This window comes from Pseudomonas wayambapalatensis (genome assembly GCF_049942315.1).
In the GTDB taxonomy this organism is placed as follows: Bacteria; Pseudomonadota; Gammaproteobacteria; order Pseudomonadales; family Pseudomonadaceae; genus Aquipseudomonas; species Aquipseudomonas wayambapalatensis.
Genome location: NZ_JBNFMU010000162.1, coordinates 33,104 through 46,592, shown reverse-complemented (window position 1 = coordinate 46,592; position 13,489 = coordinate 33,104). Strand labels below are relative to the sequence as shown.

Annotated in this window: 9 protein-coding genes; 4 read left to right on the top strand and 5 right to left on the bottom strand. The window is 63.4% G+C overall.

Annotated features, from left to right (window positions below; translation table 11 throughout):
• Positions 1 to 105 precede the first annotated feature (105 nt).
• Positions 106 to 1,914, bottom strand: coding sequence for a sodium-extruding oxaloacetate decarboxylase subunit alpha (gene oadA, locus ACPZMI_RS10715; protein WP_186670126.1), 1,809 nt, complete (start codon positions 1,912 to 1,914; stop codon positions 106 to 108).
• An 11-nt stretch (positions 1,915 to 1,925) separates the two neighbouring features.
• On the bottom strand, positions 1,926 to 3,341 hold the full coding sequence (locus ACPZMI_RS10710) for an acetyl-CoA carboxylase biotin carboxylase subunit (RefSeq protein WP_054892975.1): 1,416 nt from the start codon (positions 3,339 to 3,341) through the stop codon (positions 1,926 to 1,928).
• A gap of 189 nt (positions 3,342 to 3,530) precedes the next feature.
• Here ACPZMI_RS10710 and ACPZMI_RS10705 point away from each other — a divergent pair, with 189 nt between their 5' ends.
• Positions 3,531 to 4,493, top strand: a complete 963-nt coding sequence (locus ACPZMI_RS10705) for a LysR family transcriptional regulator (RefSeq protein ID WP_186710112.1) — start codon at positions 3,531 to 3,533, stop codon at positions 4,491 to 4,493.
• Here the strand turns inward: ACPZMI_RS10705 and ACPZMI_RS10700 are convergent.
• Both ACPZMI_RS10700 and hexR read right to left on the bottom strand, forming a co-directional pair.
• Entirely contained in the window at positions 4,435 to 4,653 is a 219-nt protein-coding gene (locus ACPZMI_RS10700; protein ID WP_238348354.1) for a PA3496 family putative envelope integrity protein, read from the bottom strand. The genes ACPZMI_RS10705 and ACPZMI_RS10700 overlap by 59 nt on opposite strands.
• A gap of 157 nt (positions 4,654 to 4,810) precedes the next feature.
• Positions 4,811 to 5,677, bottom strand: coding sequence for a transcriptional regulator HexR (gene hexR, locus ACPZMI_RS10695; protein WP_003253273.1), 867 nt, complete (start codon positions 5,675 to 5,677; stop codon positions 4,811 to 4,813).
• A 104-nt stretch (positions 5,678 to 5,781) separates the two neighbouring features.
• On the opposite strand from hexR, the gene zwf reads away from it, so the two are divergent.
• Positions 5,782 to 7,224 (top strand): glucose-6-phosphate dehydrogenase, encoded by a 1,443-nt coding sequence (gene zwf / locus ACPZMI_RS10690; protein ID WP_426352200.1) that lies wholly within the window; start codon positions 5,782 to 5,784, stop codon positions 7,222 to 7,224.
• A gap of 37 nt (positions 7,225 to 7,261) precedes the next feature.
• On the opposite strand, the gene ACPZMI_RS10685 is transcribed toward zwf, so the two are convergent.
• Positions 7,262 to 10,126 (bottom strand): putative bifunctional diguanylate cyclase/phosphodiesterase, encoded by a 2,865-nt coding sequence (locus tag ACPZMI_RS10685; protein ID WP_426352199.1) that lies wholly within the window; start codon positions 10,124 to 10,126, stop codon positions 7,262 to 7,264.
• 142 nt (positions 10,127 to 10,268) lie between these two features.
• On the opposite strand from ACPZMI_RS10685, the gene uvrD reads away from it, so the two are divergent.
• Complete coding sequence (gene uvrD / locus ACPZMI_RS10680; protein ID WP_186670132.1) at positions 10,269 to 12,452, top strand: DNA helicase II; 2,184 nt, start codon at positions 10,269 to 10,271, stop codon at positions 12,450 to 12,452.
• A 165-nt stretch (positions 12,453 to 12,617) separates the two neighbouring features.
• Positions 12,618 to 13,469: a Tim44 domain-containing protein gene (locus ACPZMI_RS10675; RefSeq protein ID WP_186710115.1), complete on the top strand. Its 852-nt coding sequence runs from the start codon at positions 12,618 to 12,620 to the stop codon at positions 13,467 to 13,469.
• Positions 13,470 to 13,489 lie beyond the last annotated feature (20 nt).

The window sequence follows — 13,489 nt, the reverse complement described above, 5'->3', positions numbered from 1 at the left end:
TGTGGGAGCGGGCTTGCCCCGCGATTGGGCCCTGAAACCCAACACAAAAAAAGGGGAGCAACCGCTCCCCATGAGGTAAACCGCTTGTCAGTCGAAGGCTGTCGCTCAGCCTTCGATCTCGATCAGGATCTCGCCAGGGGTTACCCGGTCGCCCTTGGCCACATGAATGGCAACGACCTTGCCGGCGATGGCCGCCTGGACTTCGGTCTCCATCTTCATCGCCTCGGTGATCAGCACCGCTTGCCCCGCCTTCACCACATCGCCCTCCTTGACCAGCACATCGACGATGTTGCCCGGCATAGTGGTGCTGACGTGACCTGGCGCACTGGCCTGCTTGCGCTTGCTGCTGCCACCGCCGACGAAATCGTTGAGCGGCTCGAACACCACTTCTTCCGGCATGCCGTCGATGGACAGGTAGAAGTGACGCTTGCCTTCGGCCTTGACGCCCACGCCGGTGATGTCGACGCGGTAGGTCTCGCCGTGCACGTCGATGACGAACTCGGTCGGTACTCCCTCGCCGCCTACGGAGGTTGCAGCGCCGGCTTCCGGGATCGGCAGCAGGGCTTCGGGCTTGAGGGTTCCGGCTTCACGCTCTTCGAGGAACTTGCGCCCGATGTCCGGGAACATGGCGAAGGTCAGCACGTCTTCCTCGCTGTGCGCCAGGCTGCCGATCTCGGCACGCAGCTTGGCCATCTCCGGCTTGAGCAGGTCGGCCGGACGCACATCGATGACTTCTTCGCTGCCGATCGCCTGGCGGCGCAGCTTCTCGTCGACCACACCTGGCGCCTTGCCGTAGCCCCCCTGCAGGTACAGCTTCACCTCGTTGGTGATGGTCTTGTAGCGCTCACCGGCCAGTACGTTGAAGAACGCCTGGGTGCCGACGATCTGCGAAGTCGGGGTCACCAGCGGCGGGAAGCCGAGGTCTTCACGTACCCGCGGGATCTCCGCCAGCACTTCGTTCATGCGGTTGAGGGCGCCCTGCTCCTTGAGCTGGTTGGCCAGGTTGGAAATCATCCCGCCCGGCACCTGGTTGACCTGCACGCGGGTATCCACGGCGGTGAACTCGCTCTCGAACTGATGGTACTTCTTGCGCACGGCGTAGAAGTACAGGCCGATCTCCTGCAGCAGCTCCAGGTCCAGCCCGGTGTCGAACTCGCTGCCCTTGAGCGCGGCGACCATCGACTCGGTGCCCGGGTGGCTGGTGCCCCAGGCGAAGCTGGAGATGGCGGTGTCGATGTGGTCGGCACCGTTTTCCACCGCCTTGAGCTGGCACATGGCGGCCAGGCCTGCGGTGTCGTGGGAGTGGATGAACACCGGCAGCGATTGCTCGGCCTTCAGCGCCTTGACCAGCTCGCCTGTGGCGTATGGCGTCAGCAGGCCGGCCATGTCCTTGATCGCCACCGAGTCGCAACCCATGGCTTCCATCTGCTTGGCCTGGTTCACGAAGGCCTCGATGGTGTGCACGGGGCTGGTGGTGTAGGCAATGGTGCCCTGGGCGTGCTTGCCGGCGGCCTTCACCGCTTCGATGGCCACGCGCAGGTTACGCACATCGTTCATGGCGTCGAAGATGCGGAATACGTCGATACCATTGACCGCAGCCTTGGCCACGAAAGCCTTGACCACATCATCGCTGTAATGGCGGTAGCCCAGCAGGTTCTGGCCGCGCAGCAGCATCTGCAGACGGGTGTTGGGCAGTGCCGCACGCAGTTGGCGCAGGCGCTCCCACGGGTCTTCCTTGAGGAAGCGCACGCAGGCGTCGAAGGTCGCACCGCCCCATACTTCGAGCGACCAGTAGCCGACCTTGTCGAGCTTTTCGCAGATCGGCAGCATGTCTTCGGTGCGCATGCGGGTGGCCAGCAGGGACTGGTGGGCGTCGCGCAGGATCGTGTCGGTTACATGGATTTTCTTGGACATTGTTGAATTCCTCACAGGCCTGCGTGGGCGGCGATGGCGGCGGCGATGGCCAGGGCCAGCTCTTCGGGTTTGCGCTTGATCGAGTAGTTGGTCAGTTCCGGATGGCTTTCCACGAAGCTGGTATTGAACTGGCCGCTACGGAATTCCGGGTTGCGCAGGATTTCCTGGTAGTACGCCGCGGTGGTCTTGACCCCCTGCAGGCGCATGTCATCCAGGGCTCGCAGGCCGCGGTCCATGGCTTCTTCCCAGGTCAGCGCCCAGACCACCAGTTTCAGGCACATGGAGTCGTAGAACGGCGGAATGGTGTAGCCGGTATAGATTGCCGTGTCGGTACGTACGCCCGGACCCCCGGGGGCGTAGTAGCGGGTGATCTTGCCGAAGCTGGGCAGGAAATTGTTCTTCGGGTCTTCGGCGTTGATCCGGAACTGCAACGCGTAGCCGCGATGCTGGATGTCTTCCTGTTTGACCGACAGCGGCAGGCCCGAGGCGATGCGAATCTGCTCACGCACGATATCGATGCCGGTGATTTCCTCGGTGATGGTGTGTTCCACCTGCACCCGGGTGTTCATCTCCATGAAGTACACCTCGCCATCGGCGAGCAGGAACTCCACGGTACCGGCGTTCTCGTAGTTGACCGCCTTGGCGGCGCGTACGGCCAGGTCGCCGATGTAGGCGCGCTGTTCCGGCGTCAGCTGCGGGCTCGGGGCGATTTCGATGAGCTTCTGGTTGCGGCGCTGGATCGAGCAGTCGCGCTCGAACAGATGCACCACGTTGCCGAAGCTGTCACCGAGAATCTGCGCCTCGATGTGTTTGGGGTTGACGATGCATTTCTCGAGAAACACCTCGGCGGAACCGAACGCCTTGGTGGCTTCGGAAATCACCCGGGGGAAGTTCTGTTCCAGCTCCTCGCGGCTGTTGCAGCGGCGAATACCACGCCCACCGCCACCGGAGGTGGCCTTGAGCATCACCGGATAACCGATGCGCTCGCCTTCGCTCAGGGCCTCGTGGATGTCGGCCACGTTGCCTTCGGTTCCTGGGGTCACCGGGACACCGGCCTGGATCATGGTGCGGCGCGCTTCGGTCTTGTCGCCCATGCGGCGAATGACCTCGGCAGCAGGACCGATGAACTTGATGCCACGTTCGGCGCAGATTTCTGCAAGTTCTGCGTTTTCCGACAGGAAACCGTAGCCCGGATGCAGGGCGTCACAGCCGGTTTCCACAGCAAGGTTCACCAGCTTGCGCGGGTTCAGGTAACCGGCCAGAGGCTCGGCACCAATGCTGTAGGCCTCGTCGGCGCGCTTGACGTGCAAGGCGTGACGGTCGGCGTCGGAAAAGATCGCGACAGAGCGAATGCCCATTTCGGCGCAGGCACGCACGATCCGAACTGCGATTTCACCCCGGTTGGCGATCAGGATTTTTTTTATCACTGGAGTCTTCCCAAAGCCGTAGGAACAGACGATCCGGTTACACCGGTCGGCGCGTGACCAGACGTCGCTGGCCAGTCGCACATTCAAACTAGCGCTACCGGTTGATAAACAAAAATCAATATTTGTTAGGGGCTGTATTAGCAAAAGCTTATAGTGAGGTAACAAGGTTTTGCCGGAGCCTGGGGATAAATGCGTAAGTCCTTGATGCGTATGACTTTGCGTCAATTGCAGATCTTTAACGAAGTGTGTGATTTGCGCTCGTACAGCCGCGCAGCGGAAGAGATGGCGCTTACGCAACCCGCAGTAAGTCTACAGATCCGCCAGCTCGAAGAGCTGGTCGGCCAGCCGCTGTTCGAGTACGTCGGCAAAAAGCTCTACCTGACCGAAGCGGCCGAGGCACTGCAACGTGCCAGCCGCGACATCTTCGGGCGCCTGGAAAACCTCGACATGCAGCTGTCGGACATGCAGGGCTCACTGCAGGGGCAATTGAAGCTGGCGATCGAATCCAGTGCGAAGTACTTCGTGCCACACCTGTTCGCCGCCTTCAAGCAACGACACCCGGAGGTCAACCTCACCCTCACGGTGGTCAATCGCGCCCAGGCGATTCGACGCCTGTCCGACAACCGCGACGACCTGATCATCATGTCGATGGTGCCGCAGGACATGGGGCTGGAGTTCCTGCCATTCCTGAATAACCCGATCATCGCGGTGGCGCCACCGGAACACCCGTTGTGCAAGCTCGAACGCTTGCGCCTGCAGGACCTGGAGCCTCATACCCTGCTCATCCGCGAACAAGGCTCGGGCACGCGCAAAGCCTGCGAGGAGTACTTCAAGGACAAGCGCGTGCACTTCACCCAGACCCTGGAAGTGGCCTCGGCCGACGCCCAGCGCGAGTGCGTGATCGCAGGCTTGGGCATCGCCCTGCTGACTCGCCATGCAGTGAACATGGAACTGGCCACCGGGATGCTCAGGGAGTTGCCTGTCGAGGAGCTGCCGCTGTACCGCAGCTGGTGCGTGGTGCAGTCCAAGGCCAAGCGGCAATCGCCGGTGGCCTTGGCGTTTCTGGCATTCATTCGCAGCGAACGTGCGAAGATCAGCGGGCTTGTGGAGCGATTTTCTGGGAAGCTGCCGACGCCACCTGCCACACCGTGATGTCTTGCAGCTCCGGGTAGTCGGCGAGATCGCGCAAGAGTTGGCGCTGGTCGCAGTAGCTTTCGATCGCGCGACGATATTCCATGCGTCGCTGATCCTTTTCAGCCTGCTTGCGAGCTTTGGCGCTGGGTTGGTACGAACCGAAGTGATCGTTTGCCATTGCCTGTCTCCCAGATCGAGTGCGGGAGTTTCAGGGTGGCTTCGGGGTTTTACGGTTTGGCTGAGAAATGGTGACAGAATCGTGAATTTTCATTGCCCGTACCGGCCCTTTCGCGGGTAAACCCGCTCCCAAAGAGGCCGGTGCGGTAGCAGTGCAATCAGTCGTCGGTAGCCTTGATCGACTTGGGCGACAAACGCAGGCTGCGCAAGCTGCGCTTGACGCTCTTGAGGTGGTTGACCAGGCTCGGCCCACGCGCCATGGCCACACCCATGGCCAGCACGTCGATCACCACCAGGTGGGCGATCCGCGAGGTCAGCGGGGTGTAGATCTCGGTGTCCTCGTGCACGTCGATCGCCAGGTTGACGGTCGACAGCTCCGCCAGCGGCGTCTGGCTCGGGCACAGGGTGATGAGGTTGGCGCCGCTTTCACGCACCAGGTTGGCGGTGATCAGCAAATCTTTCGAGCGCCCCGACTGCGAGATGCACACGGCGACATCACCCGGCTTGAGGGTCACCGCCGACATCGCCTGCATGTGCGGGTCGGAATAGGCCGCGGCACTGAGCAGCAGGCGGAAGAACTTGTGCTGGGCATCGGCGGCGACCGCGCCGGAAGCCCCGAAGCCGTAGAATTCCACGCGCTGCGCCTGGGCCATGGCACTCACCGCCTGCTGCAGCGCCTGCGGGTCGAGGTGCTCGCGCACTTCCATCAGCGTGTGCAAGGTGGTGTCGAAAATCTTCAGGCTGTAGTCGGCGACCGAATCGTCTTCATGGATGGCGAACTGGCCGAAGCTGGCGCCCGCCGCCAGGCTTTGCGCCAGCTTGAGCTTGAGGTCCTGGAAGCCCGAACAACCGATGGCGCGGCAGAAACGCACGATGGTCGGCTCGCTGATACCAACACTGTGGGCAAGATCGGCCATCGAGCTGTGCATGACGGCAGCCGGATCGAGCAGCACGTGGTCGGCCACTTTCAGTTCCGATTTGCGCAGCAGGTGGCGCGATTGAGCGATATGTTGCAACAGATTCACAGGCTGGACTCGGTTATGATCGGCTGGCCGGGATGTAGCTATCTTGTAGTTATACTACATGACCGGCTGACCGCCCAGCTAAACGAACATGGGAGAGTGGTGGCTTGAGTATCCCTTGCGACATTCTGGTTTTCGGCGGCACGGGCGACCTGGCCCTGCACAAGCTGCTGCCCGCGCTCTATCAGCTCTACCGCGAGGGTCGCCTGCACAACGCCGTGCGGATCATCGCCCTGGCCCGCCGCCCCCTGCCGCGCAACGACTACCTCAAGCTCACCGAGCGTCATTGCCGGGCGCAGATTGCCCGCAACGACTTCGACGAGGAGGTCTGGCAGCGCTTCTCGGCACGCCTGGACTACTTCGCCATGGACGCCTCCCAGGGCGCGGATTTCGGGCGCCTGGCCCGCTACCTTGGCGAGCCCGGTGGCCTGACCCGGATCTTCTACCTCGCCACCGCCCCCAACCTGTTCGTGTCCATCGCCAACAACCTGCGCCTGGCCGGCCTTGCCGACAGCGAAGCGCGCATCGTGCTGGAGAAACCCATCGGCCATTCGCTGGAGTCGGCCACGGCGATCAACGAAGCCATCGGCGCGGTATTCGACGAGTCCCAGGTCTTTCGCATCGATCACTACCTGGGCAAGGAGACAGTGCAGAACCTCATGGCCCTGCGCTTCGCCAATGCCTTGCTGGAGCCTGTATGGCGCAACAGCCAGGTCGATCATGTGCAGATCAGCGTCTGCGAAACCCTCGGGGTCGAGAACCGCGGCGCCTACTACGAGCGCGCCGGCGCTACCCGCGACATGCTGCAGAACCATCTGCTGCAACTGCTCTGCCTGGTGGCGATGGAGCCGCCGGCGCAGTTCGAGGCCGAGGCGGTCCGCGACGAGAAGGTGAAGATCCTTCGTGCGCTGCGCCCGATCACCGGCCAGGACGTGCAGGACAAGACCGTGCGCGGCCAGTACAGCGCCGGCAAGATCGGCGGCCAGGAAGTGCCGGCCTACTACTTCGAGAAAGATGTCGACAACGACAGCGACACCGAAACCTTCGTCGCCGTGCAGGCCCATATCGAGAACTGGCGCTGGGCCGGCGTGCCGTTCTACCTGCGCACCGGCAAGCGCATGGCACGGCGCTCGTCGCAGATCGTCATCCAGTTCAAACCGGTGCCCCACGAGTTGTTCGCGGGCGGCCAGGTCAACCAGTTGCTGATCCAGTTGCAGCCCGACGAGCACATCAGCCTGCGCATGATGACCAAGAGCCCCGGCCGCGGCATGCGCCTGGCGCCAGTCGAACTGGACCTGAACCTGGCCCAGGCCTTCGCCCAAACCCGCCGCTGGGAAGCCTACGAGCGCCTGCTGCTGGATGTACTGGATGGTGACTCGACACTGTTCATGCGCCGCGACGAAGTGGAGGCCGCGTGGGCCTGGATCGACCCTATCCTCAAGGGCTGGGAAGAACATTTCCAGGCACCGCGGACCTATCCGGCAGGCAGCAATGGGCCAGAGCAGGCCAACAGCCTCCTGGCGCATCAGGGCCGACACTGGCACCTCTGACCATCCCCTGCCCCGGCACTTGCCGCCGGGGCGCAGGTCATCCCCGCGAGCGCTCCAGCAACGCCTTGAACGCTGCGGCATCGATCGGTCGACTGATCAGGTAACCCTGAGCCTCGTCGCACCCCTGTTCACGCAGGAATGCCAGCTGCTCCTGGGTTTCCACGCCCTCTGCCACCACCTCCAGCCCCAGGCTCTTGGCCATGGCGATGATCGCCCGGATGATCGCGGCATCCTGGCTGCCCTCCTGCAGACCCCGAATGAACGCCTGGTCGATCTTCACGTAGTCCACCGGAAAGCGCTTGAGGTAACTCAGCGATGAGTAGCCGGTCCCGAAATCATCGATCGCCAGCTTCACGCCCAATGCGTGCAGTTGCTGGAAGGTGGCGATGATGTGCTCGACATTGTCGAGCAACTGGCTCTCGGTCAGTTCCAGCTCCAGCAGGTGCGGTGCCAGCCCGGTCTCCTGCAGCATCTGGCGCACCAGGCTGACCACCTTGCCCTGGCGCAACTGGTAGACCGACAGGTTGACCGAAACACGGATCTCTCTGCCCTGGCGCAGCCATTCGCAGGCCTGCCAGCACGCCTGACGCAGGACGAACTCACCCATCGGCGCGATCAACCCGGTTTCTTCGGCCAGCCCGATGAACTCGCCCGGCGGCACCATGCCCCATTGCGGATGCTGCCAGCGCACCAGCGCCTCGGCGGCATGCAGACGGCCGGAACGCAGGCACAGCTTGGGCTGGTAATAGACCCGCAACTGGTTCTCGTCGAGAGCCTTGCGCAGATCGTTCTCCAGTTGCAGGCGCTCCAGGGTGCTGGCACGCAGGCTTTCGGTATAGAACTGGAAACTGTCGCCCCCCAGGTGCTTGGCATGCTGCTTGGCCATGTCGGCCTGGCTGACCAGGGCGTTGAGGTCGAAAGTGGCCTCCGACAACACACTGATGCCCACCGATGCACTGATCACCACCTCATGACCGCCCACCCGCTGCGGCACCCGCAGCTTGTCGAGCAGCCGTGTGGTGACCCGCACCAGGCTGGAAAGATTGCTGTAGCCATCGAACAGCACGGCGAACTCGTCGCCGGAGATTCGCGCCACGGTGTCGGCCTCCGGCACCGCATTGGCCAGGCGCTGGGCCATTTTCTTCAGTAACTGGTCGGCCAGCTCATGCCCCAGGCTTTCATTGAGCAGCTTGAAACGGTCCAGGTCGACATGCAGCAGCGCCAGGCTACGGCCGTTCAGGCGCACACGCTGCACCGCCTCGTGCAGGCGCAGGCGGAACAGTGCGCGGTTGGCAAGGCCTGTGAGGTCATCGTAGTGGGCCAGGTAGCGCAGGCGCTCCTCCGACTCGCGGCGCGCCGACAGGTCAGTGAAGAACGCCACGATATTGCTGATATTGCCCCGCCCATCGCGCACGCCATTGAGCTGCAGCCATTGCGGGTAAAGCTCGCCATTGCTGCGCGCCTCGACCAGCTCGCCCTGCCAGCGCCCCTGCTGCTCAAGGGCCTGGAGAATCGACTGGCTGTGCCGGCGGGCGTCGCGGCTGCACGGCAGCTCCAGCAGGTCACGCAGGATCAGGTCTTCGCGCCCGTAACCGGTGAGATCGCAGAACCGCTGGTTGACCGCCAGCAACTGGTAGTGCGCATCGAGGATGGCGATGCCTTCACTCGCCGCTTCGAACACGGTGGCAGCCAGCCGTTGCTGCTCTTCCTGCTCCTTCTGTGCGGTGATGTCGCGGCGGGTGCCCAGCATGCGCAGGACCTTGCCGTCGGCATCACGCTCGACCGCCCGCCCCCGATCCTCGATCCAGCACCAGCGGCCTTGCGTGTGGCGTACCCGGTATTCGACGCGATAGTCGCCGCTGCGGCCCTTGAGGTGCTCGACCAGTGTGCGCCGCAGTAGCGGCAGATCGTCGGGATGCAGGCGCGGCTTGAGGTCGGCAAGCACCGAGCGCACTTGTCCAGGCTCCAGGCCGAACAAGGCATGCAACTGAGTGTGATGGACTTCGTCGGTTTGCAGGTCCCAGTCCCACAGCCCCAGCTCGCTGGCCTCCAGCGCCAGGGCCAGGCGCTGCTCGCTGGCGCCCAGGGCCTGGGTGGCAAGCGCCAGCTCACGGCTTCGCTCGTTCACCCGCAGCTCAAGGCCGGCCTGAGCCTGGCGCAATTGCTCTTCGGCATGACGACGGTGGCGGATCTCTGCACTCAGGGCCTGGTTCAGTTGCTCGCCATGGCGTTGCGCACCCTGCAGATGCTCGATCAGTGCCTGGTTCTGGAAGCGTCGGAGCAGACCGCGCTCGATCAGACGATTGACCTGCCAGGCCACTACCATCAGGGCGCCGAGCAGGATCAGGCCAAGCCAGCCCCAGCCGCGCTGCAATCCGTCCTGATAGAAGAACAGAAATCCGATCGGCGGCAACAGGCCGGGTAACACGAAGCTGAGAAAGGCCGGCAGGCTGACCGCATAGGCGACGCTCGCCGACAGCGCCGCTGCGCCCAGCAGGCCGAATACCCAGGCCTGCTGGACGAAACTGTCCACCGGCACCAGCGCGAGTGCAGCACAGGCAAGCGTCAGGCCACTGAAGGCCGACCCACCCAGGAACATCCGCCACCAGGTCGGCTTGGCCTGGCGCGCCGGCGTGGCCGCATCGAAAGCCGCCACCTGGATCACCCGCAAGGCCACCAGCGCCAGCAACCAGACCATCCACACGCCGACCAGCAGGTAGCGGGCAGGACTCCACAGCAGCCAGGCGCAAAGCAGGCCGTTGAGCAACATGAACAGGGTGGGCAGCAACGAGCCCTGGTAAAGCAGGCGGGTCCGCTCGATGGAGAGCTGGGTTGCGAATTGCCTGCGAACGCTCCTTGTCGATTCGGGTGATGCGTCGATCACCATGCAATTCTGGGTCATATGGCAGTGTTCTTATAATGGTCAGCCGCGAACGTGCACGGAGCATACACAAGCGCAAGGCCAGGCCAAACTGCTGTATGTCATGATTTCACAAATGCCCGAGCATTTGCCCGCAGCCCCCGCGCCAACCTAGAATGGCCGAATGCACACTGATGACCTCTCCCTACTGCTCAACTCCCTCAACGATGCCCAACGCCAGGCCGTAGCAGCCCCGCGTGGGCGTCAACTGGTGCTCGCTGGCGCCGGCTCCGGCAAGACCCGCGTGCTGGTGCACCGCATCGCCTGGCTGATCCAGGTCGAGCAGGCCTCGCCGCATTCGATTCTGTCGGTGACCTTCACCAACAAGGCCGCCGCGGAGATGCGTCACCGTATCGAACAGTTGCTGGGCATCAACCCGGCTGGCATGTGGGTCGGCACCTTCCACGGCCTGGCCCACCGCCTGCTGCGCGCCCACTGGCAGGAAGCGCGCCTGGCGCAGAATTTCCAGATCCTCGACGGCGACGATCAGCAGCGGCTGATCAAGCGTGTCATCCGCGAGATGGGGCTGGATGAGCAGCGCTGGCCGGCACGCCAGGCCCAGTGGTTCATCAACGGGCAAAAAGACGAAGGCCTGCGCCCGCAGCACATCCAGGCCAGCGGCGACCTGTTCCTGGCCACCATGCGCGGCATCTACGAAGCCTACGAACAGGCCTGCGAGCGCGCCGGGGTCATCGACTTCTCCGAACTGCTGCTGCGCGCCCTCGACCTGTGGCGCGACCACCCCGGCCTGCTCGAGCACTATCAGCGCCGCTTCCGCCACCTGTTGGTGGACGAATTCCAGGACACCAACGCCGTGCAGTACGCCTGGCTGCGCCTGCTGGCCGGCGGTGGCGAAAGCCTGATGGCGGTGGGCGACGACGACCAGTCGATCTATGGCTGGCGCGGCGCGAAGATCGAGAACATCCATCAATACACCGCCGACTTCCCCGACGCCGAGCTGATCCGCCTGGAGCAGAACTACCGCTCCACCAGTGGCATCCTCAAGGCTGCCAACGCCCTGATCGCCAATAACAGCGGGCGCCTGGGCAAGGAGCTGTGGACCGACCTGGGCGAAGGCGAACCCCTCACCCTGTACGCGGCATACAACGAGCACGACGAAGCACGCTACGTGGTCGAAAGCATCGAGCGCATCATCAAGGACGGCAATTCGCGCAGCGACATCGCCATCCTTTATCGCTCCAACGCCCAGTCGCGAGTGCTCGAAGAAGCCCTGCTGCGTGAGCGCATCCCCTACCGCATCTATGGTGGCCAGCGCTTCTTCGAACGCGCCGAAATCAAGAACGCCATGGCCTACCTGCGTCTGCTCGAAGGCCGCGGCAACGATGCTGCACTCGAGCGGGTGATCAACGTGCCGCCGCGCGGCATCGGCGAGAAGACGGTCGAAGCCATCCGCGAACATGCCCGCCACAGCCAGCTGTCGATGTGGGATGCGATGTGCCAGCTGCTCGCCGCCAAAGCGCTCAAAGGCCGTGCTGCCAGCGCCCTGGGCGGCTTCATCGAGTTGATGGAGAACCTTGCGACCAAGGTCACGGAGATGCCGCTGCACACCATGACCCAGACCGTCATCGAGCAGTCCGGGCTGATCATCTACCACCAGGAAGAAAAGGGTGAAAAAGGCCAGGCCCGGGTAGAGAACCTTGAGGAACTGGTCAGCGCTGCGCGCAACTTCGAATCCAGTGAAGAAGACGCCGACCTTTCGCCGCTGTCGGCATTCCTCGGCCACGCCTCGCTGGAAGCCGGCGACGCCCAGGCAGACGAGCACGAAGACAGTGTGCAGCTGATGACCCTGCACAGCGCCAAGGGCCTGGAATTCCCCTACGTGTTCCTGGTCGGCATGGAAGAAGGCCTGTTCCCGCACAAGATGAGCCTGGAAGAGCCTGGTCGTCTTGAAGAGGAGCGCCGCCTGGCCTATGTCGGGATCACCCGCGCGATGCGCCAGCTGATCATGACCTACGCCGAGACCCGGCGCCTCTATGGCAGCGAGACGTACAACAAGGTGTCGCGTTTCGTACGGGAAATCCCGGCAGGCCTGGTTCAGGAAGTGCGCTTGTCCAATTCGGTCAGCCGTCCTTTCGGCGGTGCGCAGACCCAGGCCAGCAGCCTGTTCGCCAACGCCAGCATCCCGCAGACCGCCTTCAGCCTCGGCCAACGCGTGCAGCACTCGGTGTTCGGTGAAGGGGTCATCCTCAACTTTGAAGGATCCGGAGCACAGGCACGCGTGCAGGTGAACTTCGACGAAGGCAGCAAGTGGCTGATGCTGGGGTATGCCAAGCTGGAAGCGCTCTGAGGACGAGTCGCTCGTGACTCGTCCCGCGATGCTCTTTCAGACGCCAGATTCAGACGCTGCCTACACGCTCAGGCAAAAGCTCGAAACATTCTTGCGCTAGCCATGTCTCCTAGATCATGTGCACCATGACGCGCGTGCAATCCACAAAACGGGAAATCCCATCTTATGCAACGTTTTCTTAGCATCGCACTGGCGCTCTGCGTCGGCCTGACGCTGAGCCTCGACGCCAACGCCAAGCGCTTCGGCGGCGGCAAGAGCTCGGGCGCTGCGCCTATGCACCAGACCCGCCAGGCCTCCCCTACCACGCCTGCCGCCGCGCCGACCGCTCCAGGCCGCGCTCCGGCCGCTGCCAGCGGTGCTTCGCGCTGGCTGGGCCCACTGGCCGGCCTCGCCGCCGGTGGCCTGCTCGCCTCCATGTTCATGGGCGATGGCTTCCAGGGCATGCAGATCCTCGACTTCCTGATCATGGGCCTGATCGCCTTCCTGGTCTTCCGTTTCATCGCTGCGCGCCGTCGCCAGCAGCAGCCGCAAGCTGCCGCAGCCGCCGGTCACGCCCCTTACCAGCGTGAAGTGCCGCAACAGCCTGCGCAATCGATCTTCGGTGGTTCGGCCGCACCTGTCGCCGCTGCGCCGGTCATCAACGCCCCGGCCTGGTTCAACGAGCAGAGCTTCCTGGCCGCTGCCCGCAACCACTTCCAGACGCTTCAGCAGCACTGGGATGCGAACGAGATGGACAAGATCGCCGAGTTCGTCACCCCGCAAATGCTCGAGTTCCTCAAGCGTGAGCGTGCCGAGCAAGGTGATGGCTTCCAGTCCACCTACATCGACGACCTCGATGTGCAACTGGAAGGCGTCGACGACCGTGCCGACAAGACCATCGCTACCCTGACCTTCCGTGGCGTATCGAAGAACTCGCGCTTCGATCAGGGCGAGGCCTTCAGCGAAAGCTGGCACATGGAGCGTGCACAGGGCGAGAACCAGCCTTGGATGCTCGCCGGTATCCGCCAGAACGGCTGATTCTGACGCGCTTCACAGAA